The 25,434-nt window shown below is 69.8% G+C and carries 23 protein-coding genes; 18 read left to right on the forward strand and 5 right to left on the reverse strand.

From position 1 onward, the window contains the following. The first annotated feature begins 398 nt into the window (after nt 1-398). The 8 genes from DPR14_RS27130 (at nt 399) to DPR14_RS04465 (ending at nt 9,054) form a co-directional block, all read left to right on the forward strand. Entirely contained in the window at nt 399-1,292 is an 894-nt protein-coding gene (locus DPR14_RS27130) for a lytic transglycosylase domain-containing protein (RefSeq protein WP_246148847.1), read from the forward strand. 275 nt (nt 1,293-1,567) lie between these two features. Next, nucleotides 1,568-2,122, forward strand: a complete 555-nt coding sequence (gene dcd, locus DPR14_RS04435; protein WP_158044085.1) for a dCTP deaminase — start codon at nt 1,568-1,570, stop codon at nt 2,120-2,122. Nucleotides 2,123-2,193: 71 nt separating this feature from the next. Further along, on the forward strand, nt 2,194-3,483 hold the full coding sequence (gene murA / locus DPR14_RS04440) for a UDP-N-acetylglucosamine 1-carboxyvinyltransferase (protein WP_158044086.1): 1,290 nt from the start codon (nt 2,194-2,196) through the stop codon (nt 3,481-3,483). Nucleotides 3,484-3,536: 53 nt separating this feature from the next. Next, nucleotides 3,537-4,025: a DUF2948 family protein gene (locus DPR14_RS04445; RefSeq protein WP_158044087.1), complete on the forward strand. Its 489-nt coding sequence runs from the start codon at nt 3,537-3,539 to the stop codon at nt 4,023-4,025. A 227-nt stretch (nt 4,026-4,252) separates the two neighbouring features. Continuing rightward, nucleotides 4,253-5,374: a non-hydrolyzing UDP-N-acetylglucosamine 2-epimerase gene (wecB, locus tag DPR14_RS04450; protein WP_158044088.1), complete on the forward strand. Its 1,122-nt coding sequence runs from the start codon at nt 4,253-4,255 to the stop codon at nt 5,372-5,374. Then, nucleotides 5,364-6,659: a UDP-N-acetyl-D-mannosamine dehydrogenase gene (gene wecC / locus DPR14_RS04455; RefSeq protein ID WP_158044089.1), complete on the forward strand. Its 1,296-nt coding sequence runs from the start codon at nt 5,364-5,366 to the stop codon at nt 6,657-6,659. The genes wecB and wecC overlap by 11 nt, the downstream gene beginning before the upstream one ends. Nucleotides 6,660-6,785: 126 nt before the next feature. Beyond that, nucleotides 6,786-7,904 (forward strand): NADH:flavin oxidoreductase/NADH oxidase, encoded by a 1,119-nt coding sequence (locus tag DPR14_RS04460; protein WP_158044090.1) that lies wholly within the window; start codon nt 6,786-6,788, stop codon nt 7,902-7,904. Nucleotides 7,905-8,043: 139 nt separating this feature from the next. Beyond that, nucleotides 8,044-9,054 carry an LLM class flavin-dependent oxidoreductase gene (locus DPR14_RS04465; protein WP_158044091.1) on the forward strand — a complete coding sequence of 337 codons (1,011 nt, stop codon included), beginning with the start codon at nt 8,044-8,046 and terminating at the stop codon, nt 9,052-9,054. A 966-nt stretch (nt 9,055-10,020) separates the two neighbouring features. Here the strand turns inward: DPR14_RS04465 and DPR14_RS04470 are convergent. Together DPR14_RS04470 and DPR14_RS04475 are read right to left on the reverse strand one after the other, a co-directional pair. Beyond that, nucleotides 10,021-10,239: a DUF1150 family protein gene (locus DPR14_RS04470; protein WP_158044092.1), complete on the reverse strand. Its 219-nt coding sequence runs from the start codon at nt 10,237-10,239 to the stop codon at nt 10,021-10,023. Nucleotides 10,240-10,417: 178 nt separating this feature from the next. Continuing rightward, nucleotides 10,418-10,897, reverse strand: a complete 480-nt coding sequence (locus DPR14_RS04475) for an Hsp20 family protein (protein ID WP_158044093.1) — start codon at nt 10,895-10,897, stop codon at nt 10,418-10,420. 316 nt (nt 10,898-11,213) lie between these two features. Between DPR14_RS04475 and trpB the strand changes: the two genes are divergently transcribed. The 7 genes from trpB to DPR14_RS04510 all read left to right on the forward strand — a co-directional run bounded on the left by trpB (nt 11,214) and on the right by DPR14_RS04510 (nt 17,820). Beyond that, nucleotides 11,214-12,425 (forward strand): tryptophan synthase subunit beta, encoded by a 1,212-nt coding sequence (gene trpB / locus DPR14_RS04480; RefSeq protein ID WP_158047978.1) that lies wholly within the window; start codon nt 11,214-11,216, stop codon nt 12,423-12,425. Next, nucleotides 12,422-13,345, forward strand: a complete 924-nt coding sequence (gene trpA / locus DPR14_RS04485) for a tryptophan synthase subunit alpha (RefSeq protein ID WP_158044094.1) — start codon at nt 12,422-12,424, stop codon at nt 13,343-13,345. Before trpB ends, trpA begins: the two co-directional genes overlap by 4 nt. A 128-nt stretch (nt 13,346-13,473) precedes the next feature. Then, nucleotides 13,474-14,532, forward strand: coding sequence for an acetyl-CoA carboxylase, carboxyltransferase subunit beta (gene accD / locus DPR14_RS04490; RefSeq protein ID WP_158044095.1), 1,059 nt, complete (start codon nt 13,474-13,476; stop codon nt 14,530-14,532). Then, nucleotides 14,516-15,838, forward strand: a complete 1,323-nt coding sequence (locus DPR14_RS04495; protein ID WP_158047979.1) for a bifunctional folylpolyglutamate synthase/dihydrofolate synthase — start codon at nt 14,516-14,518, stop codon at nt 15,836-15,838. The genes accD and DPR14_RS04495 overlap by 17 nt, the downstream gene beginning before the upstream one ends. Before the next feature lie 209 nt (nt 15,839-16,047). Then, a complete protein-coding gene (locus DPR14_RS04500; RefSeq protein WP_158044096.1) occupies nt 16,048-16,722 on the forward strand; it encodes an OmpA family protein in 675 nt (224 codons plus the stop codon). 132 nt (nt 16,723-16,854) lie between these two features. Then, the gene (locus tag DPR14_RS04505; protein ID WP_158044097.1) at nt 16,855-17,355 is read left to right on the forward strand and encodes a DUF4399 domain-containing protein; all 501 of its coding nucleotides are present in this window, start codon (nt 16,855-16,857) and stop codon (nt 17,353-17,355) included. Nucleotides 17,356-17,373: 18 nt separating this feature from the next. Continuing rightward, nucleotides 17,374-17,820 carry a DUF4399 domain-containing protein gene (locus DPR14_RS04510; RefSeq protein ID WP_158044098.1) on the forward strand — a complete coding sequence of 149 codons (447 nt, stop codon included), beginning with the start codon at nt 17,374-17,376 and terminating at the stop codon, nt 17,818-17,820. On the opposite strand, the gene DPR14_RS04515 is transcribed toward DPR14_RS04510, so the two are convergent. From DPR14_RS04515 to DPR14_RS04525, 3 genes are all read right to left on the reverse strand, one after another. Then, nucleotides 17,807-19,687 carry an adenylate/guanylate cyclase domain-containing protein gene (locus DPR14_RS04515; protein WP_158044099.1) on the reverse strand — a complete coding sequence of 627 codons (1,881 nt, stop codon included), beginning with the start codon at nt 19,685-19,687 and terminating at the stop codon, nt 17,807-17,809. The genes DPR14_RS04510 and DPR14_RS04515 overlap by 14 nt on opposite strands. Before the next feature lie 6 nt (nt 19,688-19,693). Continuing rightward, nucleotides 19,694-20,860, reverse strand: coding sequence for a DUF4384 domain-containing protein (locus DPR14_RS04520; protein WP_192499274.1), 1,167 nt, complete (start codon nt 20,858-20,860; stop codon nt 19,694-19,696). Nucleotides 20,861-20,940: 80 nt separating this feature from the next. Continuing rightward, nucleotides 20,941-23,490, reverse strand: a complete 2,550-nt coding sequence (locus DPR14_RS04525) for an SUMF1/EgtB/PvdO family nonheme iron enzyme (RefSeq protein ID WP_158044101.1) — start codon at nt 23,488-23,490, stop codon at nt 20,941-20,943. Between the two features lie 363 nt (nt 23,491-23,853). Between DPR14_RS04525 and DPR14_RS04530 the strand changes: the two genes are divergently transcribed. From DPR14_RS04530 to DPR14_RS04540, 3 genes are read left to right on the forward strand one after another with little or no spacing between them, the layout of a single operon-like run. Further along, a complete protein-coding gene (locus DPR14_RS04530) occupies nt 23,854-24,183 on the forward strand; it encodes a hypothetical protein (RefSeq protein ID WP_158044102.1) in 330 nt (109 codons plus the stop codon). Continuing rightward, entirely contained in the window at nt 24,177-24,545 is a 369-nt protein-coding gene (locus tag DPR14_RS04535) for a hypothetical protein (RefSeq protein WP_158044103.1), read from the forward strand. Before DPR14_RS04530 ends, DPR14_RS04535 begins: the two co-directional genes overlap by 7 nt. Before the next feature lie 36 nt (nt 24,546-24,581). Then, the gene (locus tag DPR14_RS04540) at nt 24,582-25,379 is read left to right on the forward strand and encodes a hypothetical protein (protein WP_158044104.1); all 798 of its coding nucleotides are present in this window, start codon (nt 24,582-24,584) and stop codon (nt 25,377-25,379) included. Nucleotides 25,380-25,434: the final 55 nt, after the last annotated feature.

Raw genomic sequence — 25,434 nt, forward strand, 5'->3', positions numbered from 1 at the left:
TCCCGACGGCGATGAAGGGTTCCGAAGACCCTGCGAATCGGACAGTCCAAATGCCGTCGGCCCTGCGATTTTCTGTTTTTGTTCTCTGCGACACTTTGGACTGGTCTGCCGCATGACCAGTCCCACAGCCCGGAATCTGTCTGAAGAAAGGCATAGAGGCGGCAATTTCGAGGTGTTTGTCGCTTGACAGTGTTGCTGCCGTATCAGTAAGCCTGGGGAGGCAAGCTTCAAACGAAACCTTAAGAAAGAGGCGCAACCCCATGACTGACAAGCGTAACCAGGGACGCCGACAGGTCTGTTCGAATTTCGGGGTTAAGGCGTCCATGGTACTCCTTTTGGGAGGGCTTGTCTCGGGTTGTGCGAGCACCGGGCAGACCGGCGCTTCGGGGCCATCGGCGGTGGAGCACATCCAGGTCGCGGCGCTCGCCCCGGCGCCGGTCCTGCCGCCCGATCCCAAGGATCCCTGGCGCGACCTGATCGCCGCGGCGGCCGAGCGCTTCGACGTTCCGGAACAGTGGATCAGGGCGGTCATGCATCGGGAGAGCGGCGGGCGCGCCACGGTCAACGGCCGACCCATCACCAGCCCGGCCGGCGCCATCGGCCTCATGCAGGTCATGCCGGCGACCTATGCCGAGCTGAGCGAGCGTCACGGCCTGGGGCCGTCCCCGACCGATCCGCACGACAACATCATGGCCGGCACCGCCTATATCCGCGAGATGTACGACCAGTTCGGCAGCCCCGGCTTCTTGGCGGCCTACAACTGCGGCCCCGCCTGCTATACCGCGGTCCAGGCCGGGCGCCAGCGGCTGCCGCGCGAAACCCGCCTGTACATGGCCGCGCTGGCTCCCGTGGTCGGCCGGACCGCGCCGCGCGGCACCGACGGCGCGCCGGCGGCCCCGGCGGTGCTGGTCGCCGCCGCCGACCGTCCGAAGCCCGCTCCCTCGGCCAAGCCGTCGCAGCCGGTGCGCGAGACCGTGCAGGTCGCCGCCGTCGCGGAGCCGGCGCGCATCGAGACCGTCCGCGCGGCGGTCGCCCAGTCCTCGTTCACTCCGCCCTCGTCCACTCCGTCCTCGTCCACTCCGTCCTCCTTCACCCCGGCCGCCGGCTACGACGTCGCCGGCATCGACGACGAGGACGACGACATGCCCCGGCTCTCCGCACGCCCGTCGCGCCGGGAGAGCGACGGCAGGGTGGTGATGCGCTTCACCCCCATGGGCGGTATCGACGCCTGCGGCAGCCTGCGCGGCGTCGCCGGCGCCTGCCAGCCGCTCGACGACGCTGGCCGTTCCTGATCGTTCCGGGCTATGATCGCGGCCGAGATGACCGACGATGAGCCCCCCTCGGCGCGCCCCGGCGCGCCGGCCCCAGCCGGCAGGAGCGGCAGGCCGCCGCACTCCGCGAGAACCTGCGCAAGCGGAAGGAGCAGGCCCGGGAGCGGCGCCAGCCCGGCGTTCCCGCATCTCCAGACCCGGCCCCGTCAGGCGGGGATGGGGATGGCGACGCTTGAGCTTCGCCCTGGCGTCGGGTAGAAGCGCGGGCACACCCAACCTTTCGGAGACCGTCCCCGATGTCGATCATGCCCGATACCTGGATCCGCGAGATGGCGCAGCAGCGTGGCATGATCGAGCCGTTCGTCGAGAAGCAGACGCGCGAGGGCGTGATCTCTTACGGCCTGTCCTCCTACGGCTATGACGCCCGGGTGTCGGATGAGTTCAAGATCTTCACCAATGTCGACAGCGTGATCGTCGATCCCAAGAACTTCGCCGAGCACGGCTTCGTCGACCGCAAGACCGACGTCTGCGTGATCCCGCCCAACAGCTTCGCGCTGGCCCGGACGGTGGAGTATTTCCGGGTGCCGCGCGACGTGCTGGTGATCTGCCTGGGCAAGTCGACCTACGCCCGCTGCGGCCTGATCGTCAACGTGACCCCGCTGGAGCCAGAGTGGGAAGGGCACGTCACGCTGGAGATCTCCAACACGACGCCGCTGCCCGCCAAGGTCTACGCCAACGAGGGCCTGTGCCAGTTCCTGTTCCTGAAGGGCGAGACCCCGTGCGAGGTCTCCTACGCCGACCGGCAGGGCAAGTACATGAAGCAGACCGGCGTCACGCTGCCGCGCCTGTGATCGGTCAACGGTCCATTAACCATAGTCGTCCTACATAGTCGCCGCCCCCATCAAGGTGAATTGAACAACCCATGGACAAGATCCGGATTCGCGGCGGCCGGCCGTTGCGCGGCACACTGGCGGTCGGCGGCGCGAAGAACGCGGCGCTGCCCCTGATGACGGCCAGCCTGCTGACCGACGAGACGCTGACGCTCGCCCGGCTTCCTCACCTCGCCGACATCACCACCCTGGCGAACCTGCTGGCGCAGCACGGCGTCGTCTTCGGCATGGACGGTTCCGCTCCCCAGGACGGCCCGGCCGGGCGCGTGATCGACCTGACCACGCGGGAGATCACCAGCACCACGGCACCCTATGACCTGGTCCGCAAGATGCGCGCCAGCGTGCTGGTCCTGGGACCGCTGGTTGCCCGCTGCGGCGTCGCCAAGGTCTCGCTTCCGGGCGGCTGCGCGATCGGCGCCCGTCCGGTCGACCTGCATATCAAGGGCCTCGTCCAGATGGGTGCCCGGATCGAGCTGGAGGGCGGCTACATCCTCGCCTCGGCCCCCAACGGCCTGCACGGCGCCCAGATCGTCTTCCCCACGGTGTCGGTCGGGGCGACCGAGAACCTGCTAATGGCGGCCTCGCTGGCCAAGGGCGAGACCGTGCTGGTCAACGCCGCGCGCGAGCCGGAGGTGACCGACCTCGCCCGCTGCCTGATCGCCATGGGCGCCGAGATCGAGGGGCTGGGTACCGACACGCTCCGCATCCAAGGCAAGGACCGGCTGCACGGCGCCTACCACACCATCGTCCCCGACCGGATCGAGACCGGCACCTACGCCATGGCCGCAGCCATCACCGGCGGCGACCTGGAACTGATCAACGGCCGGCTGGAGCATCTCCAGGCCGTGACCAAGGTGCTGGGCGGCGCCGGCATCGCCTTCACCGAGACCGAGCGCGGCTTCCGCGTGGCGCGGGCCAACGGCGTCATGACCGGCGTCGACGTCATGACCGAGCCGTTCCCGGGTTTCCCGACCGACCTCCAGGCCCAGATGATGGCCCTGATGTGCGTCGCCGACGGCGCCGCCATGATCACCGAGACGATCTTCGAGAACCGCTTCATGCACGCGCCCGAACTGGCGCGCATGGGCGCCAAGATCACCGTCCACGGCGCCTCCGCGCTGATCCGCGGCGTGCCGCGGCTGACCGGCGCGCCGGTCATGGCGACCGACCTGCGCGCGTCCGTCTCGCTGGTGCTGGCCGGCCTCGCCGCCGACGGGGAGACCGAGGTCAACCGGGTCTACCACCTGGACCGCGGCTACGAACGGCTGGAAGAGAAGCTGTCCGCCTGCGGCGCGGACATCGAGAGGGTGAAGGCGGGCTGATCCCTGCCTATATGCGGGTGGACTCAGTACCCCCTGCAGACGAGACGACACCCATGAGTGCCCCGATGAAGCTACGCGCGGAGGACCGGGAAGACCTCCAGGTCATTTCCGGAATCCTCCAGGACGCCATCGTTCCGATCGGCGAAATGTGCTTCCTTCCGGAAGACCATCGCTTCGTCATGGTCGCCAACCGCTTCAAATGGGAGAGCGCGGTCGAGGATCCGCCGCCCGACCGGCCCGACGCCCTGGTCGACGCCAGCTATGACGGCGACGACGGCGACGGCATCACGGTCCCGTTCGAGCGGACCAACTGCGGCATCTGCTTCGACGGAGTGACCGCGGTGAAGACCAAGGGCATCGACCTGCACGAGCGCCGCCAGATGCTGGCCCTGCTGGCGCTGGAGGGCATGGATAGCGGCGTCGCCCTGCATTTCTCCGGCGGCGCCTGCATCAAGCTGGAAGCCGATGGCTGGATCTGCCGCCTTCAAGACATCGGCGAGCCTTGGCCGACGACCCGCCGCCCCGCCCACCCCGTGGATTGAATAGTCTTCTGATCCCGGACTGTCCGCGGGCAAGTGAAAATAAGCAAAATGCGTACAAAGCACTTCAAATTCCTGTATTCGGCGCGGTGGTAATCCGTTCTCTCCTGGGTTCCTTCGGGAAACGACCTTAGGTGACATTGACCGCGACAACCGCCGTCGCGCAACTTTCCTGACCTAAGCTACAGGGCCGGAGCCTCGCTCCGGCCGCCCGCCAGCGGTCAGGACGGATGCAGAAAATACTCTCGGTCATCGGCACGCGCCCCGAAGCGATCAAGATGGCTCCGGTCATCAGCGCGCTCCACGGGGCTCCCGATGTCCACAGCCTGGTCTGCGTCACCGGGCAGCACCGGAGCATGCTCGACCAAGTGCTGGCCCTGTTCCGGATCGTGCCGGACCACGACCTCGACATCATGAAGCCGGGCCAGACTCTGGCCGACATCACCACATCGGTGCTGACCGGGCTGACCCGGCTGTTCGCCGAGGTCAAGCCCGACCGGGTGCTGGTCCACGGCGACACGACCACGGCCATGGCCGCGACGCTGGCCGCCTTCTACGCCCGCATCCCCGTGGCCCATGTCGAAGCGGGACTGCGTACCGGCGACCTCCAACAGCCCTGGCCGGAGGAGATGAACCGCAAGGTCATCGACAGCATGGCCGACCTGCTGTTCGCGCCAACGACGAGTTCCCGGGACAACCTGCTGCGCGAGGGGCTGGGAAACCGCCGCATCCTGGTCACCGGCAACACGGTGATCGACGCGCTGCTGCACACCGTCGGGCGCCTGCGCGGCGACGCCGGCCTGACCCGCGAGCTGGATGCCCGCTTCCCTTTCCTTTCCGAGGGCAAGCGGGTGATCCTGGTCACCGCGCACCGGCGCGAGAGCTTCGGCGGCGGTTTCGAACGAATTTGCCATGCCCTGGCGCGGCTCGCCGACCGGGGCGACACGGCGGTGGTCTATCCGGTCCACCTCAACCCCAACGTCCGCGAACCGGTGATGCGTCTGCTGGCCGACCGTCCCGGCATCCACCTGATCGAGCCCCAGGACTACCTTCCCTTCGTCCACCTGATGGAGCGCTCGACCCTGATCGTCACCGACAGCGGCGGCCTCCAGGAGGAGGCGCCCTCGCTGGGCAAGCCGGTGCTGGTGATGCGGGACGTGACCGAGCGGCCGGAGGCGGTCGAGGCCGGCACGGTCCAGCTGGTCGGAACCGACGTTGACCGGATCGTCGGTGCTGCGCAGCACCTGCTCGACGACGAGCGGGCCTATGCCGAGGCCCGGCGCGCCCACAACCCTTATGGCGACGGACATGCTGCCGAACGCATTCTCAAGGAGCTGACCCGTGCAACATGAGTTCTCACGCGTCGCCATCATCGGCCTCGGCTATATCGGCCTGCCGACCGCCGCCACCCTCGCCAGCCGCGGGGTGGAGGTGATCGGGGTGGACGTCAACGAGCACGCCGTCTCCATGATCACCCAGGGCAAGGTCCATTTCAGCGAGCCCGACCTGGACATGCTGGTCCGCGCCGCGGTCATGACCGGCAAGCTGCGCGCCGTCGTGACGCCGGAGCCGGCCGAGGCCTTCATCATCGCGGTGCCCACTCCCCTGACGGAGGACAAGCGGCCCGACCTCGGCTACATCGACGCGGCCGCCCGGTCGATCGCCCCGGTGCTGGAGGCCGGCAACCTGATCGTGCTGGAATCGACCTCTCCGGTCGGCACCTCGGCCCGGCTGTCGCGCCAGCTCGCCGAGCTGCGCCCGGACCTGACCTTCCCCCACGCGGCGGGCGAGCACTCCGACATCCGCATCGCCTATTGCCCGGAACGTATCCTGCCCGGCCGCATGGTGCTGGAGCTGGTCGAGAACGACCGCATCATTGGCGGCCTGACCCCCGCCTGCGCCGCCCGCGCCGACCAGCTATACCGGATCTTCGTCAAGGGCGCCTGCCTGATGACCGACGCCAACACCGCCGAGCTGGTCAAGCTGACCGAGAACGCCTACCGCGACGTCAACATCGCCTTCGCCAACGAGCTGTCGATGATCTGCGACGGCATGGGCCTGGACGTCTGGCGGGTGATCGAGCTGTCGAACCGCCATCCCCGCGTCAAGATCCTCCAGCCCGGCCCCGGAGTCGGCGGCCACTGCATCGCGGTGGACCCCTGGTTCATCGTGGACGGCGCGCCCGAGGCGTCGCGCCTGATCCGCACCGCCCGGGAGGTCAACGATTCCAAGCCTTTCCACATCATCGAGCGCATCCGGCGCCATGCCCAGCGCTTCAAGGACCCGGTGATCGCCTGCCTGGGCCTGACCTACAAGCCCAACGTGGATGATCTGCGCGAAAGCCCGGCGCTGGAGATCACCGCCCGCATCGCGCGGGAGGGACTGGGCAAGGTGCTCGCGGTCGAGCCGCACATCGCGCGCCTGCCACGCGAGCTGGCCGAATTCGACAACCTGCGCTTCTGCGACATGTCCGACGCCCTGGCCGAGGCCGACATCGCCGTCCTGCTGGTCGACCACGCGGAGTTCCGCGCCATCGAGGCCAAGGAGCTGCTGAACAAGATCGTCATCGACACCCGCGGCTTCTGGCGCGACCGCCTCTACGTCCCTGACCGTTATAGCCGCGCCGCCGCGGAATAGGAGCCCTTCCAAGGGAGGTCCCGGCTCCGGCCGGGCAGCCATGCGCATCCGAATCTTCTCCCCGGCGGTTACCGTAGCCATGTGAAACGCTTGGCGCCAAACCGCCCCCAGGGAGAAAGACTTGCCATGACCAGCAGCCTGTTCACGCCGATCGACCTTGCCGGCCGCAGTTTCGCCAACCGCATCGTCGTGTCGCCGATGTGCCAGTACAGCGCCGAGGACGGCAACGCCAACGACTGGCACGTGATGCATCTCGGCATGCTGGCGAACTCCGGCGCCTCCCTGGTGATCCTGGAGGCGACGGCGGTGGAGCCGGCCGGCCGCATCACGCCCGGCGACCTCGGCCTCTACAGCGACGGGAACGAGGAGGCCCTGGCCCGCGTCCTGGCGGCCGTGCGGCGCTACGGCACCGCCAAGCTGGGCATCCAGGTCAGCCATGCCGGCCGCAAGGCGTCGGCCCAACGCCCGTGGGAAGGCGGACGGTCGCTTCCGGAGGGACAGGGCGACTGGCAGACCATCGCTCCCTCCGCGATCCCGTTCGCCGAGGGCTGGCCGGCCCCGCGCGCCTTCGAGGCGGAGGATTTCCAGCGGGTGCGCGACGGCTTCGTGGCGACCGCCCGGCGGGCCGCCCGGCTGGGCTTCGACCTGATGGAACTCCACGGAGCCCACGGATACCTGCTGCATTCCTTCCTGTCGCCCATCGCCAACCGGCGCGAGGACTCCTATGGCGGCGACTTCGACGGCCGCACCCGCTTCCCGCTGGAAGTCTTCGACGCCGTCCGCGAGGTCTGGCCGTCCGACCGGCCGCTCGGCATCCGGATCAGCGCGTCGGACTGGGTGGACGGCGGCTGGACCATCGAGGAGTCGATCGCTTTCGCCAAGCTGCTCAAGGCCCGCGGCTGCGACTTCATCGACTGCTCCAGCGGCGGTGTCACCCTGGGCATCAAGATCCCGACCTCGCCCGGATACCAGGTGCCGTTCGCGGCCCGCGTCCGGCGCGAAGCCGAAATCCCCACCATGGCCGTCGGCCTGATCGTCGAGCCGAAGCAGGCGGAGCGGATCGTCGCCGACGGCGAGGCCGACATGGTGGCACTCGCCCGCACCGTCCTCGACGAACCGCACTGGGGCTGGCGCGCCGCCCGCGAACTGGGCGGTCAGGTGGCCTTCCCGCCGCAATATGCCCGCGCCGCGCCCGATCTCTGGCCCGGCCATTCCTTCCGTGAAGACTCCTCGGTCATGGACTGACCCCCGAACGTAGGTCGGCCTTCGCCCGCAGGGCGAACGCCGACGCCCTGCTCCAACGTTCCGGCCCCGTGTCGGCGTCGCCCCTTCGGGTCGAGGCCGACCTACGGAATGCCGACCCCGGCAGATTTGGATGAAAATCATGAACAAGCTGTCCGAAACCCCCGTTTCGGTCCTGGACCTGTCGCCGCTGGTGGAAGGGGCGACCCCGGCCGATTCCTACCGCTGCACGCTCGACCTGGCGCGGCACGCCGACCGCTGGGGCTATAACCGCTACTGGCTGGCGGAGCACCACAACATCCCCGGCGTCGCCAGCTCGGCGACCGCCGTGCTGATCGGCCATGTCGCCGGCGGGACCGAACGCATCCGCGTCGGCTCCGGCGGGATCATGCTGCCCAACCACGCGCCGCTGATCGTGGCCGAGCAGTTCGGCACGCTTGAGTCCCTCTATCCCGGCCGGATCGACCTGGGCCTGGGCCGCGCTCCCGGCACCGACCAGGTGACCGCCCACGCGCTGCGCCGGGACCTCAACCAGACCGGCGACGAGTTCCCGCAGCTTCTGGCCGAACTGCGGGCCTATTTCCGCCCGGCCGTCCCCGGCCAGCGGGTCCGGGCGATCCCGGGGGAGGGGATGGACATCCCGATCTGGCTGCTCGGCTCCGGCGGCTTCAGCGCCCAGCTCGCCGGTCAGCTCGGGCTGCCGTTCTCCTTCGCGCGCCAGTTCTCGCCGGCCAACACGCTGCCGGCCCTCGACCTGTACCGGCGCGCCTTCCGCCCGTCGGAAGTCCTGTCGCAGCCTTACGCAATGGTCGGCATCAACGTGGTGGCCGCGGAAACCGACGAGGAGGCCCGGCGCCTGTTCACCTCCCACCAGCAGAGCTTCCTAAACCTGGTCCGCGGCCATCCCATGCGGATCGCCCCGCCGGTGGACGACATGGACGACCTGTGGTCCGAGCGCGAGCGCGCCGCCGTGGAAAGCCAGCTCCGCGGTTCCATCGTCGGGTCGCCCGCGACTGTCCGCACCGGCCTGGAGGCCCTGCTGGAAGACACCGCCGCCGACGAGATCATGGTCAGCGGCATGGTCTTCGACCACGCGGCCCGCCTGCGCTCCTACGAGATCGTGGCGGAGATCTTCGGCGATCTTCGCTCCTGACCAAGGCTACAGGGCACGGTCGTCACTGATCAACCCGGAGGAGCGCTCCCGGCAGCGCACCAATCCTTTGATCGTCATGACCGGGCTTGAACCACGGCTGTCCGGCACGGCAATTGCCAACTCAACCAAGGAATGCTTTTCCGGCAGGTCATTCCCCCTTTCCGTCACGCCCGGATGAAGTCCACGCCTGTCCGGCACGGTTGTTGCTTATGTCTCACAAGGCTTAGCTATGGGCAGAAGCGCCCCCTTTTCGTCATACCCGGACTTGATCCGGGTATCTCCCCGCACGGCGGCGCTGATGGAGTCCGCAAGCGATGACCGGGTCAAGCCCGGTCATGACGATGAAGGGAGGAGCGTCCCACCAGAAAAGCGTCCACTGGTTGAGGCGGCAATTACCGTGCCGGACAGCCGTGGACTTGATCCGGGCATCGTCCGCAGGCTTCATCCAGCTTGGCGGAGTGCCGATATTCGACGAACACCCGCGACCTAGGAACAATCTAGGATTGCGAAAACCTGAAAAAATACAGATTTTTCGCCGCAATCGACAGGCTACGCATATCAGGCGCGGACTTGCCCCGCCACTGCACTCGCAGGGCAACCGGAAGGAGAGTTGATGCTCCTCACCCTGACCTGACCATAGATGCGACAGTTGGCGGTGCAGATGCAGATGGTGACCTCGAATAGTGACCCGGCGGAGAAGGTCCCGGCTACCGGTGCCCCTGCCGCCAAGGCCGGCCCGGTGCGGAGCGGAGCCGTCGCGGCGGCGCACCAAGCTTCGTCCGCCAACCCGGATCCGGCGCCATCGGCAATACCGCCCACCACGCGGCGGGCTTGCCTGTCACCACGTCGCTGTCGGCGGCTTGGCGCATGCTTCCAGTGCAGTCGCCGCTCATGCGGTCGTCAACCGTGGTGGCCGCGTGACCGGGACTTGGCGTTGCGGCCCGAATCCCGACCCGGCCCCTGCCGTCAATGGACGCTGACGGGCTCCAGTTCGTGCTGGCGCACGGCGGCGAAGGCGGCTTCGCGCTCGGGCATCACCGTCAGCGGGGTGCCGTCGGCGGCGTGGATCGCGTAGCCGGTGGAGCCGTCGACATCGACCACCTTGATATAGGCGAGGTCGTTGACGCCGAATGCCACGAAGTCCTGGCTGGAGATCTGGCGCAAAGAGTTCGGGCTGATATTCATGATTTCAGATCTTTCTGTAACGAGAACTGCAACGAAACTGTCCGGCGGGCGCAGCCCGCGTTCCCGGCTGGAAAGGGCGCGGCCCGCGATCATCGCACAACGGGTTCGGCCCGTGTTCCTTCAAGGACAACATGCCGCGGGGCGATTTGTGCTGCCGTACCGCCTATGTCCGCCCGGCTTACGACCGGCCCGTCTCCGGCGTCACGTCGATCGTCCGGGCGGTGGCGCCGTCGTCCTGGCCGCCGGCCGGCTGCTGGATCGCGATGGTCCGCACCTTAGGCTCCGGGATCGGGCGCTTCAGGTCGATGTGCAGCAGCCCGTTGTCCAGGGTGGCCCCGACCACGTCGATCCCCTCCGCCAGGACGAAGCTGCGCTGGAATTGGCGCGCCGCGATGCCGCGATGAAGATATATGCGAGACTTGTCGTCGGTCTGGCGGCCCCGGATGACAAGCTGGTTGTCCTCGGTCTGGACAGTCAGGTCGTCCATGGTGAAGCCCGCCACCGCCAGCGTGATGCGCAGGCCGTCCTCGCCGATCTGTTCGATGTTGTAAGGCGGATATCCCTCCGCCGAGTTCTTCGAGATCCGGTCGAGCGTCCGCTCGAACTGGTCGAAACCCAGCAGAAGCGGGCTGTTGAACAGGGACAATCGTGTCGTCACGCGGCATCCTCCTCCAGCGAGCGAGTAGCTATGCGGGCCCGGAACCGGCACCCCGGCGGCAGCCCCGGTCGGCGCTGCCCTATCCCTAGATGGGGAATCCGCCACCGCTGGGCAAGGCTGCCCTGCGTCGCGCCGAACTCATGCGCATCATCCTTTAAAAACAGATGACGCGCGGCTATGGTGGCCGCTCCCGGAAGGCACGAGAGTTATAGCAGTGACATCTCCGACCACCAATACGCCGACCTCCACCATGTCCGCCGCCCCGACCGCGACCGCGGCCGGCGAAGGGCAGCCCGGCGACCAGCAGGGTAGCGTGATGCAGCGGCTGAACACCTACCGTTCCGGTCCCGACGAGCACGGGCATTTCGGCATCTATGGCGGACGCTTCGTCGCCGAGACGCTGATGCCCCTGATCCTGGAGGTCGAGCAGGCCTATAACGCCGCCAAGGTCGACCCCGCCTTCAAGGCGGAGCTGCGCCACTACCTGACCCACTATGTCGGCCGCCCCAGCCCGCTGTACCTCGCCGAGCGGCTGACCGCGCGGTTCGGCGGCGCCAAGGTCTATTTCAAGCGGGACGAGCTGAACCACACCGGCGCCCACAAGATCAACAACTGCATGGGCCAGATCCTGCTGGCCAAGCGGATGGGCAAGCGGCGCATCATCGCGGAGACCGGGGCCGGCCAGCACGGCGTCGCGACCGCTACGGTCTGCGCCCTGTTCGATCTGCCCTGCACGATCTACATGGGCGAGACCGACATCGAGCGGCAGAAGCCCAACGTCTTCCGGATGAAGCTGCTGGGGGCGGAGGTCAAGCCGGTCAGTTCCGGCTCGCGCACCCTCAAGGACGCCATGAACGAGGCGCTCCGCGACTGGGTGACCAACGTCGAGGACACCTTCTACATCATCGGCACCGTCGCCGGCCCGCACCCCTATCCGGCCATGGTGCGCGACTTCCAGTCCGTCATCGGGGAGGAGGTGCGCGAGCAGATGATCGCCGCCGAGGGGCGGCTGCCCGACAGCCTGGTCGCCTGCATCGGCGGCGGGTCCAACGCCATGGGCCTGTTCTACCCGTTCCTGGACGAGCCGACCGTCCGCATGGTCGCGGTCGAGGCCGCCGGCCACGGCATCGAGACCGGGGCCCACGCCGCCTCGCTGACCGGCGGGCGTCCCGGCGTGCTGCACGGCAACCGCACATACCTGCTCCAGAGCGAGGACGGCCAGATCACCGAGGGCCACTCGATCTCGGCGGGCCTCGACTATCCCGGCATCGGGCCGGAGCATTCCTGGCTGCACGACGTCGGCCGGGTCGAGTACATCTCGGCCACCGACAACGAGGCGCTGGACGCGTTCCAGATGTGCTCGCGCCTGGAAGGCATCATCCCGGCGCTGGAACCGTCCCACGCGCTGGCCGCCGTCACCAAGCTGGCGCCGACCCTGCCCAAGGATCACCTGCTGGTGATGAACCTGTGCGGCCGGGGCGACAAGGACATCTTCACCGTGGCGGACGCCCTGGGGGTCAAGATATGAGCGCTGCCATCGACCATGGCGACACCGCGGCGGCCGTGGCCGCCCAATCCGGCCAAGCTCTTTCCGGCCAGGCTCATTCCAGCCGCGCGGCCGACAGCGGGCGGCTCGCCGCCCGGTTCGAGACCCTGAAGCGCGAGGGGCGCGGCGGGCTGGTGACCTTCGTCAGCGCCGGCGATCCCGACTACGCCACCAGCCTCAAGCTGGTCCAGGGCCTGCCGGGCGCCGGCGCCGACGTGATCGAGCTGGGCATGCCCTTCACCGATCCCATGGCCGACGGCCCGTCGATCCAGGCCTCGTCCCTGCGGGCGCTCAAGGCCGGCATGACCCTGCGCGGCACGCTGCGGCTGGTGGAGGAATTCCGCCTGACCGACGCCGAGACGCCGATCATCCTGATGGGCTATTACAATCCCATCTACGCCTACGGCGTCGAGCGCTTCCTGACCGACGCGCGGGCCGCCGGCGTGGACGGCCTGATCGTGGTCGACCTGCCGCCGGAAGAGGACGTCGAGCTATGCCTGCCGGCGCTGGCCTCCGGCGTCAACTTCATCCGGCTGGCGACCCCGACGACCGACGACCGGCGCCTTCCGACCGTGCTGGCGAACACCAGCGGCTTCATCTACTACGTCTCGATCGCCGGCATCACCGGCGCGGGCGCCGCCACCGACGAGGCGATCTCCGCCGCCGTCGAACGGCTGCGCCGCCATACCGACCTGCCGGTGGCCGTGGGCTTCGGCATCACCACGCCGGCAGCCGCCGCCTCCGTCGCCCGGCTCGCCGACGCGGCCGTGGTCGGGTCGGCCATCGTCAACCGCATCGCCGCCAACCTGGACGAGAACGGCTCGCCCGCTCCCGGACTGGTCGACGACGTACTGGCCTTCGTGCGAACCCTGTCCGACGGCGTCCGCGCCGCGCGCGGCTGACCTCGGGGCTTCCGCCTCCAGGTACGCTTTCCAGGCAAGCTTCCCAGGGACCGGCCCTCAAGCACCCAGCCTCCCGAGCAATCCGCCTCCAAGCATTCAGCCTCCACGAACGGCGAAGACCCCGAACCATGAACTGGCTTACCAATTTCGTCCGCCCCAAGATCCGCGCGCTCTACACCAAGAAGGAGGTGCCGGACAATCTCTGGCACAAGTGCGCCAACTGCGAGGCGATGATCTTCCACCGCGACCTGGAAGAGAACCTCCACGTCTGCCAGCACTGCGGCTTCCACATGCGCCTGGATGCCGACAAGCGGCTGAAGACGCTGTTCGACGACGACGACTACCAGGTCATCGAACTGCCCAAGGTGCCGGTCGATCCGCTGCGCTTCCGCGACCAGAAGCGCTACACCGACCGCCTGAAGGAAGCCCAGGCCAAGACCGGCAAGAGCGACGCGATCCAGGTCGCCCACGGTAGGATGGGCGGCATTCCGACCGTCATCGCCGCCTTCGACTTCGGCTTCATGGGCGGTTCCATGGGGATCGCGGTGGGCGAGGGGCTGCTGGCCGCGGCGCGGCTCGCCGTCCTCCAGGAGGCGCCGCTGGTCGTGGTGCCGTCCTCCGGCGGCGCCCGCATGCAGGAGGGCATCCTGTCGCTGATGCAGATGCCGCGCAGCACCATCGCGGTTCAGATGGTGAAGGAGGCGGGGCTTCCCTACGTCGTCGTCCTGACCGACCCGACCACCGGCGGCGTCACGGCCTCCTTCGCGATGCTGGGCGACCTGCACATCGCCGAGAAGGGCGCGCAGATCGGCTTCGCCGGCGCCCGCGTGATCGAGGACACCATCCGCGAGACCCTGCCCGAAGGGTTCCAGCGGTCCGAATACCTGATGGAACACGGCATGGTGGACATGGTCGTCCACCGCAAGGACCTCAGGGCCACGCTGATCCGGGTGCTCGACCTGCTCGTCCGGCCCGGTCCTTCCGCCGAGATCGTCCCCCTGCCGAAGCCGGAGGCCGAGGCGCCCGCCGCGGCGAAGGCAGCCCCGACCGAGGCCGAGCCGGTGGACGCGGTCGAGCCCGAACCGGCGGCCCCGGCGCCGGCGCAACCCCAGAGCGGTGAGACAGTTGAGCCAGTCCCCAGCGGCGCCGCAGCCGCCGTCACCCCCGGCGATCGTCCCGAGCGGTGAGCGTGCCGACCCGGTCCTGGACCGGCTGAAGCACCTTCACCCCAAGGTCATCGACCTGTCGCTCGGCCGGACCGTCCGGATGCTGGAAGCCGTCGGCAGCCCGCACTTGCGGCTGCCGCCGGTGGTCCATGTGGCGGGCACCAACGGCAAGGGATCGACCATCGCCTTCCTGCGGGCCTTCCTGGAGGCGGCGGGTCGGCGCGTCCATGTCTATACCTCGCCCCATCTGGTGCGTTTCCACGAGCGCATCCGGCTGGCCGGAGAGCTGATCGACGACGACCACCTCGCCGCCACCCTGGAAGAATGCGAGACGGCGAACCGGGGCGAGCCGATCACCTATTTCGAGATCACGACCGCCGCCGCGATGCTGGCCTTCTCCCGCGTGCCGGCCGACGTGCTCCTGCTGGAGACCGGCCTGGGCGGGCGGCTCGACAGCACCAACGTGATCGACCGCCCGGCGGTCACGGCGCTGACCCGCATCTCCTACGACCACATGCAGTTCCTCGGGCCGACCCTGTCCGCCATCGCGGGGGAGAAGGCCGGCATCATGAAGCCGGGCGTTCCCGCCGTCGTTGCGCCGCAGCCGGCGGAGGAGGCCATGGCGGTCTTCCGCGCCCGCGCCGCCGCGATCGGCGCCCCGCTCCATGCGGCGGGGGAGGACTGGACGGTCGCGCCGGTGGCGGACGGCTCGGGGGACGGCTTCCGGTTCGACAGTCCGTCCCGCGGCGCCGACCTGCCGCTGCCGGTCCTGCCGGGCGCCCACCAGATCGTCAACGCCGGGGTTGCGCTGGCTTGCCTGGACCATCTGCCCGGCCCCCGGGTGCCCGACGCGGCGGTGGTGCGCGGCTTGGCGGAAGTCTCGTGGCCGGGCCGGCTCCAGCGGCTGACCCGCGGTCCCCTGGTGGACCGGCTGCCCCCGGGATGGGAGCTCTGGCTGGACGGCGGGCATAACGACTCCGCCGGCGAGGTGCTGGGCGCCCAGGCCGCCCGCTGGTCTGCGGCGGACGGACTGCCGCTGACCCTGATCTTCGGCATGCTGGCGACCAAGGAGCCGGCCGACTTCCTGCGGCCGCTCGCCCCCCATGCGCCGCTGCTCCGGGCGGTCGCCGTGCCCGGCGAGGAAGCCTCCCTCCCGCCGGAGGCCGCGGCGGAGGCGGCGCGCGCTGCCGGCATCGCCGACGCCGAACCGGCCGCCGGCGTGGAAGCGGCCCTGGCCGGGATCATGGCGCGCGCCGCCGGTCCGACCCGCGTAATGATCTGCGGCTCCCTCTATCTCGCCGGCGCGGTCCTCGCCCGCCACGGTTGAGCAAGCGGCGGCCAGCCGTAGGTCGGCCTTCGCCCGTCAGGGCGAACGCCGACACATTGCATCGACTCTCCGGCCACACTGTCGGCCTTCGGCCGAGGCCGACCTACGTCCAAATAAGCGATTGGTGAACCCGTTCACTGCGCGGCGCCGCCGCCCCGGATAGCTTCCCCTCCCATGCACAGGCCAACGCCCCGCCATGGAGACCGGACATGAACAGCGCCTTCGCCCGCCGCCTCGCCGCCACCGCCGCCGTCCTGCTCGCCCCGGCCCTGGCTTCGCCGGGCCACGCCGCCGATGTGCGGATGTTCGACCGCCCGCCCACCGTTTCCGAGGTCCAGGAGCTGCTGAGCGCCCCGGCGCCGCGCTACCGCAGCATCGAGATCGTCGGCGCCGCCGGCAAGGCCGCCCAGAACGCTGCCCCCGCGCCGGCCCCCGCCGCCTACACGGCTCCGGCCCCCGCACAGCAGGTCGTCCCGGCCGTCGCCGAAGCCCCCGTACCCCGCGCCGAGGTCGCCGCGGCCCCGCCGGTCCCGCCGGTCCCCGAGGTGGACGAGAAGGCCTTCGGTTTCCGCATCAACTTCGCCTTCGATTCCGCCGTCATCCCGGCCGAATCCTTCGATTACATCGACACGGTCGGGCAGGTCCTGCGCGACGCGCCGGATATCTCCATCAAGGTCGAAGGGCATACCGACGCGTCCGGCAGCGACGCCTACAACCAGGCCCTTTCGGAGAAGCGGGCCCGCGCCGTCGCCGAGTACCTGGTCGGCAAGCACCGGATCGCCGGCTCCCGCATCCGGGCCGTCGGAATGGGCGAGGGCCACCCCCTCATGGAAAACCCGCTCGACAAGCTGAACCGCCGCGTCCAGTTCGCCCGCGTGAACTGAGATACCCGACCGGGCAGGATCGCCCTATCCAGAAGACTCCCGACCCCAAGGGCATTTTAACTTTGTTGGATCCTGTCCGACAATCGGCCCAGCGCCCGCAAGGATCGACAAGAAGCCGCCGCAGGAGTTGAAATGATCAATCGAGCTGCCGCACTCCTTCTCGCCTGCGCCGCCGCGGGACCCGCCTTGGCCCAGGATGCCGGCCACGGTGCCGGCCATCACGACGCAGCACCCTCCGCCCAGCCCGCCGCCGCCCAGCCCGCCGCGCCGGCGCAGCGGATGACGGCTCCCAGGGACGCCCGCGCCTACATCATCTGGCCGCCCAACGGCGCCGTGATCGAGGGCGGCAAGCTGTGGGTCCGGATGGGGCTTCAGAATTTCGGCGTGGCGCCCGCCGGCGTGCGGCGGGAGAATACCGGACACCATCACCTGATCATCGATCGGGACCTGCCGCCGCTCGACGAGCCCATTCCCAACGACCGCAACCACCTTCATTTCGGCGGCGGCCAGACCGAGGCCCGACTGGAGCTTCCGCCGGGCCAGCACACGCTCCAGACGCTGCTGGGCGATGCCGACCACGTGCCGCACGACCCGCCGGTGACGTCCAACAGGATCACGATCACGGTACGCTGAAAACCGGAAAGGCTCGCCATGAGATCGAACGCCCTGGTCGCCGGCCTCGCCGCAGGACTGGTTTCCCTCATCGCCGTCACGGCCACGGTCACCGGCGCCACCGCCGCCGAGCGCCGGCCGGCGCCGAAGGACGCCTACGCCTATATCGGCTGGCCCAACGACGGCGAGGTCGTGACCGGCCGCTTCAAGGTCTGGCTCGGCCTGCGCAACTTCGGGGTGGCGCCCTCGGGCATCGACCGCCCCAACACCGGGCACCATCACCTGATCATCGACCGGGACCTGCCGCCGCTCGACGAACCGATCCCGAACGACCGGAACCACATCCATCTCGGCGGCGGACAGACGGAGACCTTCCTGGAACTGCCGCCCGGGCGCCACACCATCCAGCTCCTCATGGGCGATTTCGACCACGTGCCGCACGACCCGCCGGTGACTTCCAAGCGGATCACCATCACGGTCCGCTGAAAGGCCCGTCCCGCAGCAGCCAGACGCGGACGGGATTGCTCTTGCCGCGGAGCGCGATCTCGCCGACCGGCAGGCCCGCGATGCCGGGGCCGGCCGCCTTCCAGGTGGCCTCGCCGACGATCACCTGGCACCAGGGCGACGTCGTCTCCGCCACCTCCTTGGCATGGGCCTCCAGGCGGGCGGCGGTGTTGGCCGTGTCGCCCAGCAGCGAATATTCCCGGTGGCGCTCCCCTCCCAGGCTGCCGACCACCAACGGACCGGTATGGATGCCGACCCGGATGATCACGGGCGGCAGTCCTTCCTCCCGCCACAGCCGGTTCAGGCTCTCCAGCTCGCGGCCCATGGCGAGGGCGCAGCCCATCGCCCGCGCCGCGTCGGCGTCGATCTCGGCCTGGGTGGTGCGGGCGACCGGCGCCCCGAACACGGCCAGGACCGCGTCGCCGATGAAGCGCAGCACCACCCCGTCATGCTCGCCGACCAGCCGGGTCATGGCTTCCAGATAGGTGTCGAGCCAGCGGATCAGGGCCTCGGGCGGCAGCGTCTCGCAGATCGTCGTGAAGCCCCGGATGTCCGAGAAGAGGACCGTGGCGGTGAGCTGCTGCGGCTTCGGCCGCCCTCCCGCCATGAATGTCGCCCGTTCCCGCCACATCTCCTCCGCAACCGGCTGGGAGACATGGGTGGCGAACAGCCGCATCAGGGTCCGGCGGTCGGCCCGCTCGCGCAGCGACCGGTGCGCCGCCATGCCGCCGATCCCGCCCGCCAGGGCCAGCGAGGGGGCAAGCAGGGGGACCAGCGGCCCGCCCGCGGCGAACAGGGCGGCGGCTCCCGCCCACAGCGCCGTCGTCAGCGCGGCGCCCGACGCGGCGAGCAGCCAGACCGGCAGCCCGGCCACGGCCAGCGTCACCCCGGCGGCGGCGAGCGCCAGGGTCAGGACGCCCTCCCAGCCCGGGGCCAGCCGTCCGCCGGCGCGCCCCTCCAGCATCTGGGCCAGGACATGGGCCTGGATCTCCACCCCCGGCATGCTGGTCCCGGTCCTGGACAGCGGCGTCCGGTGGCGGTCCGTTCCCGACAGCACGGTGCCGACCAGGACCACCTTGCCCGCCAGCCAGTCCGGCGGCAGCAGGTGGACCAGCTCCGCGGGATATATGGGAAACGGCGGCGTCGCCTCGTCCGGCCCGGCGCGCCAGGCGATGCGGAAAGGACCGGAAGGCGGCTCCGCGCCCACGGCGAGCGCCAGCCGCGCGGGGAAGCTCGGCGTCCCGTCCGCTGCCGCCGGCACGTGCCAGCGGACGGAACCGTCCAGCGCGTCCTTCGCCAGGTTGGCGTAGCCGTGCGGGATGCCGGAAAGGAAAGCGCCGAGGAACGCGTGCTGCTTCTCCGTCAGGGCGGTCTGCTCCAGCGCGGAGATCGCCACCACCGGGACGCCCGGCTCGGCCAGCCGGCGGCGCAGGGCCTCGTCCAGCTCCGGCAGGGTGGGCTGGTCGAACAGGATGTCGATGCCGATGGCCCGGACGCCCGCCGTCCTGAGCCGGCCGACCAGATCCGCCAGGAACCCGCGGTCCACCGGGGACCGGCAGGCCAGCGCCGCGAAACTGTCTTCCCCCAGGGCCACCATGGCGATCCCGGCGTGCTGGGGCTCCGGAGGGGCGAAATGCCCGATCTGGATGTCGCTGAAGCTCTCGTCGGCCAGCCTCAGCGGCGGCACGATCCGGACGAGCAGGAAGGAGGCGGCCGCGATGCCCAGGATGATCGCGCCCGTGATCGCCCCCGTGAACCAGGGCGGCGACAGTCCCGCGGGCCGGGCGAGGAGCCGGCTGGCCGGCCTGCCGGCGTCAAGCTTCCGATCGGGCGTTCCGACCTCCTGCAAGCGTCCTCACTCGACCCGCAGCACGATCTGGGCGACCACCAGCCGCGTCCGCTTCAACCCGTCCAGCGTGGCTTCCAGCCGCTCGACGGCGTCGCCGTCCATCGGGCTGAACGCCTGGGCTTCGGCGGACAGCGAAGGCGACAGGTCCTGGTCGGCGGCGAAGCAGCGGACCTCGCTGTCGCCGCCAAGCTCCGACGCGGACAGGGGGAGCGGCATCCTGTCGCCCGGGAACGTCATGGGCGTGTGGCCCTCGACCAGCGAGCCGTTCGACTGGTACGACGGGAAGATCGGGATCAGGTCGTTCCGCCGCCTCAGATAGCAGTACAGGTGCGCGTCCCGGTTGGTCTGGAGCACCAGCCGGATCTGGTCGCCGCGCCGGTACGTCGGGTAGAGCCCGCGGTCGGACGACAGATACAGGTCCAGCGGGGCCAGGGCTTCGCCCATGCCGGTGAGGACATATTCCGCTTGCCGGCTGCAGCCGGCCTGGACGAGCGCCACGGCCAGCGCGCCGGGGTCGCCGGCCGTCGCTTCCCGGTCCTCGATCACCCGGAGCACCAGCGCGTTGCTCCGGGTCCGGTCGCCGCTCATGGCGAGCATCCGAGCGCCGTCGGCCAGCGGCGCCCGTGCCGGCCAGGGCTGCACCGCGGCGCCGTCCTGCCAAGAGACCTCGGTTTCCCCGCCGTCGGCGGCGTGCAGGATCGCCCGTTCGAAAGCCGGGTCGGCCGGCTTCCGGAGTTCCGGCAACTGTCCGGCCGCGGCGCACCAGGTCCCCGGCAGCGACAGGTCGATCGGGGCCAGACCGCCGGGCTGGCCACCCGGCGCCGGGCCGACGGAACGGGCGGCGCCCAGGTCGTTCTGGGCGAAACGGTCGCCGCCGAACAGTCCGGACAGGCGGCCCTGGGGCGGCGTGCCGCCGGACAGCCGGTCGAGCGGGCCGTCGAAGGGACCCTTGACCGTGATCGTCCGCCCGCTGGCGAACAGGAACAGGGCGTTGGTCCCTTCCGGCAGATGGACCGGGGCGCCGTCCTCGACCACCTGGCCCACGGTGAAGCCCGGGACGGTGGCGGCGACGACGATGGCCTGATCGGCTGCGGCGGTTCCGGCGGCGCAGAGCGAGAATGCCAGGGCCAGCCAGCCCGGCGGCCGCCTGGTTCGGGGGTATCGGATCAGCATGGTAACCTCCGTGAAATTCGCCCCATGCTGGACGCCCCCGTGCATGCCCGCAGTAAACCAGGCGACACCTTCGCCCGGATTCAGTTCAGGTCGCGGGCGATCCGGAACCCGTTGGCAAGGTACCGGACGTCCTGCTCGTAGCTGAATCGGCCGGTCACCGACAGCGAGTCCGCGTCGTTCCGCCAGGACCCGCCGCGCAGGACCCGCTTGCGGCAGTCGCCCTGCGTCCAGGCGCCGCCGTCCGCCGGGGCTCCCCGGTAATCCTTGTTCCAGCAGTCGGCCACCCACTCGGCGACACCGCCGTTCATGTCGTAGAAGCCCAGCGGGTTGGGCTTGAAGCTGCCCACCGGGAGAGGGGTCAGCCGTTCGTACATGCCCCCGCAGTTCTCGCAGTTGGCGTTCGCCACGCCGACCGCCTCGCCCCACCAGAAACGTCCGGCGGTGCCGGCGCGGGCGGCATATTCCCATTCCGCCTCGCTGGGGAGGCGGTATCTCTGCCCGGTCTTCTTGGACAGCCAGATCGTATAGGCGACGGCGTCGCGCCAGTGGACATTGTGGACCGGCGTCTCGTCCGTGGCGCTGGCCATGCGCGGCATCTCGCTGCAGCCGCCGCCCTGGACGCAGGCGCGCCACTCCGCCACCGTGACCTCGAACATTCCCAGGGCGAAGGGCTTGCTCAAGCTCACCTTGTGGCTCGGCTGCTCGCTGGGATCGCCGCGTGCGGAGCCCATGGTGAAGCTGCCGGCCGGCAGGCGGACCATGATCGGGCATTCCGGGCAGTCCTGGAAGCTGTTGGACTGGCCCTTGTTGCGGGTCGCCGGGGAGGCCGGCGGTTCGGCCGCCGCCAGCCGCCCGGCGGGCTTCGCCGGTTCGGGCTTCGGAGGTTCCGGCTTCGGAGGTTCCGGCTTGGGAGGCTCCGCCGCCTTGGCCGGTTCCGGCTTGGCGGGCGCCGGCTTGCGCGGCTCGACCACGGCGACCTCCGCCTTCGCCGGAGGCGCAGGAGCGGCCGGCACCGCGGCGGGGGGATTGGGCTTGGCGGGAGCCAGGGCCGCCAGCCGGTCGCGCGCCAGCGGGGCATTCCTGCCATCCGGGAAAAGCTGCAGGTAGGCGGCGAAGTCGGCCGCCTGGCCGCGCGTCCGAACCTGCTGCCACAAGGCATCGGCAAGCTCCGGGCCGGCCGGGGGCGTGCCGGCGGTTTCCAGTTCGATGCGGACCGAGGCGGTCGCCTTGCCGCCGCGCCCGTCGTCCGCCAGGATCGCGAAGCTGCCGGCCTCGCCGGGAGCCGACTGTCCGGGGTCGTAGGTCAGGCCGGCGAGGTCGGCGGCGGCCAGCTTCTCGCCAAGGCGCACCGGCTGCGATCCCTTGCGGATCGACCCGCGGGACGGCAATGCCGCGACGGTCAGCGTCACCGCGTCGCCGTCCGGATCGCTCGGAGCCTCCAGGCCCAGTTGCGGGAGCGCCATCCTGAAGGTCCTTTCGCCGGCCACCACCGGCGGACGGTTCGACTGGTTGACGGTGATGGCGATCTTTCCGGGAGCGGTCCCGCCCTTGTTGTCCATGACGGCGAAATCGAAACTGCCGGCCGGGCCGACCGCGCCGACGTCCGGCTTGTAGGTCACCTGGGACAGCTGCGCGATGCTCAGATAGTCGCCGATCAGCACCAGCCTTTCGCCGAGCCGGACCTGCCCGGTAGCGGGAAGCCCGGACACTTGGGCGAACACCTCGTCGCCGTCCGGATCGGCGATGCGCCCGATGCCGAGCTTGACCGCTTCCGACGTGTCGCCGACGACGATCGGCTTCAGGGCCGGCAGCTCCGGGCTCCGGTTCGGCGGGGTCGGGTTGAAGTAGAACGGCGTCGCGCCGAGCGATCCGAAGATGAACGGTTCCTGCCGGCCCTGGGTCGCCTCCATGACGTTGTCGCGGACCCGGCGGAAGAACAGGCCCAGCTCCAGGCCCGGCACGTTCAGGTTCTTCAGGAGCGCCATGGTATAGGGGCTGTGCTCGCCGGCGCCGTCCTCCGCCAGCGCGTCCGCCCGCGTCGCCAGCGCCACCAGCGTGTCGCTCGGCGTATCGTCGACCCGCGACAGGCCGGCGGAAACGTCACGCTCCCGGATAGCCCCGGCATTGCTCCGCGACAGCCGGTCGGCGAACGGGTTGTTGCGGCAGGCGTCCAGGATCAGCACCCCCAGCTTCCGCGCCTGGGCCAATTCGCCCAGGATCAGGTTGAGCGGCATCGCCTCGTAGACAAGGTCGCGCTCGCGCTCCAGCCGGGCGTCCGACGGCAGCAGATAGTTCTGGCCGCGCACCTGGAGGCCATGGCCTGCATAGAAGATGACCGCCACGTCGGCCTCGGCGGCCCGGATGCCGAAATCGCGGAGCCGCCCGGAAAAGCCGCGATTGTCCAGGTCGTAGACCTCCTCGACCTCGAACTTGAGGTTTCTCAGGGCGGCGGCGATCGCGCGGGCATCGTTGGACGGGTTGGGCAGGGCCGGGGCGAACTGGTAGGCGCCGATGCCGATCACCAGCGCGATGCGCTTGTCCGCATCGGCAGCGCTCACCGGACCCGCGCCCAAGTGCAGGGCGCAGGACAGGGCGAAGACCAGCAGGCCAAGGAACCGCAGAACTCTCATCAGAGAAAAGTCCCCACTGTCGCATTCCTCGCCGCCCGGCCGGGGCTTCGGGCCTGGCCGGCTGCGGCAGCCGACGGTAACATCCTTAATTTATTATAACCCCGCCATGCCGCTCCAGGACAAGCGGGAAAATTAAGTATTCCGAGAGTTCGACCAAACCGAATGGATAGTGATCTTTGGTGAGGACTCGTTCTAGTCTTCATTGCAAGGCTATGTCCTCATGGGACTCTCATATGTTTTCTTGGCTGCCGGGGTGGCAGGGGTGAAGGCGTTCACAGACGACAGGGATGGCTGCGGCCTAGCGTAGGGGATCGACATGGCGGACCCTCCGCCGGTCACTGGCTCTCGGGGAGGTGACTCTCAATGCGGACACCGACGGCTATCCTGATGGCATGGGCTTTCCTGGCCCTGGCGGCACCCGGCGGCGCCGGGGCGAAGGAGTTGAACCAGCGGACCCATCTGGAGCCGCGCTTCAACGGCAAGATCCAGATGGAGATCGCCAAGAGCTGGCGCCGGCGCGGCGAGCTTCAGGACCAGGACTTCACCCAGGGCGCCGCCCAGGGAGGCAAGCTGTCCTGCGGCAGCCAGGCCGTGGGCAACGTCTATGTTCCCCGGGGCGCCACGGCCCCGCGCGAGGTGGTCACCATCATCACGGGCGACGTGATCAACAATGTGGGGCGCGGCGGATGCTGACCGGCTTTCCCTTCGCGCGCCCCTTCGCCCGACCGATGATCCGGCCGTTCGTCCTGGGCCTTGCCCTGTCGGCGCTCGCGGTAGGCGTGGCGGCCGCCACTGTGGTCAAGGAGGGAGGGTCGCAGCTGGGCGCCAGGTCGGGCGGCGCCGCTCCGGTGGCGCCCGACGGTGCCGTGCGCCTGCAATGCTGGCAGCAGGGCAACCGCATCATCGACGAGGGCGACCTGCGGGACGCCGTGGTGAGTTATTTCGACGGCTCCGGCAGCCTGCGCTTCCGCCGCGGCTCCGCGCCCGGCCGGATGGTGATGCTGCTGAGCCCGGCCCCGGAGACCACCTGCCTGCTGATCGAGGACGGCGAGTAGCCCGTGGCACAGGCCCTTGATTCCTGGAGTTGCCCTATGACGAACTGGTACCGGCTGGCCACCGCCATGGTGGCCTTCGCCCTGGCCGCGGGCTCCGCCTCGGCGCGGGATCGCACGACGATCGACGAGAGCTTCGGCGCGGGCGCGCTCGACCTTCGCGGACTGGCGGCCCGCGTGCATGTCCGCCTCCATGACTCCGGCGCCATCCGTCTGAGGGCCACCGGCCCCGCGACCTGGATCGGGGACCTGTCGCGGCATGCCGAGGGCGGCGCGCTGGTGGTCAGCGCCGGACCGGCCCCGGTCATCCGCTCCGGGTCGGCGGTGACCATCGCGACCGGTTTCGGCGCGCGGGCGGTCACCCGCATCGGCGGCCTGACCGTGACGTCGGAGGGCACCGGAGAGGGCGACCTGCCGGAGGTGGAACTATGGGTTCCGGCGGGAACCCCGCTGACCGCTACATCGGCCGTCGGCGAGTGGGACATCGCCGACCTGAAGGCACCGCTCACGATCGAGGTCGCCGCCGGTCAGGTCGCCGCGGGCGCCGTCACCGCCGGCAGGGTCAGGGTGATCGGCAGCGGCACCGTCACGGTCGCCCGGGTTGACGGGGACCTGACAGCCGATCTTTCCGGCGCCGGGGGCATCACCGTGGGCGGCGGCCGGGTGGACATGCTGACGGCGTCCATCGCCGGAACCGGCACCATCCGGGTCGAGGCCCCGGCGGAGCGCGCAGACCTAAGCATCTCCGGCATCGGATCGATCGACGCCGGCAGGATCGCGCAGAAACCGTCGGTGCGGGTCAGCGGCGTCGGAACCGTCCGGACCGGCTTCCGGTGAAGGCCGCGTCCAGCCGGCTTTCCGCAACCGCGAAGTCACGATAAAGGCTGCATTA

This window comes from Skermanella pratensis (assembly GCF_008843145.1).
Classification (GTDB): domain Bacteria; phylum Pseudomonadota; class Alphaproteobacteria; order Azospirillales; family Azospirillaceae; genus Skermanella; species Skermanella pratensis.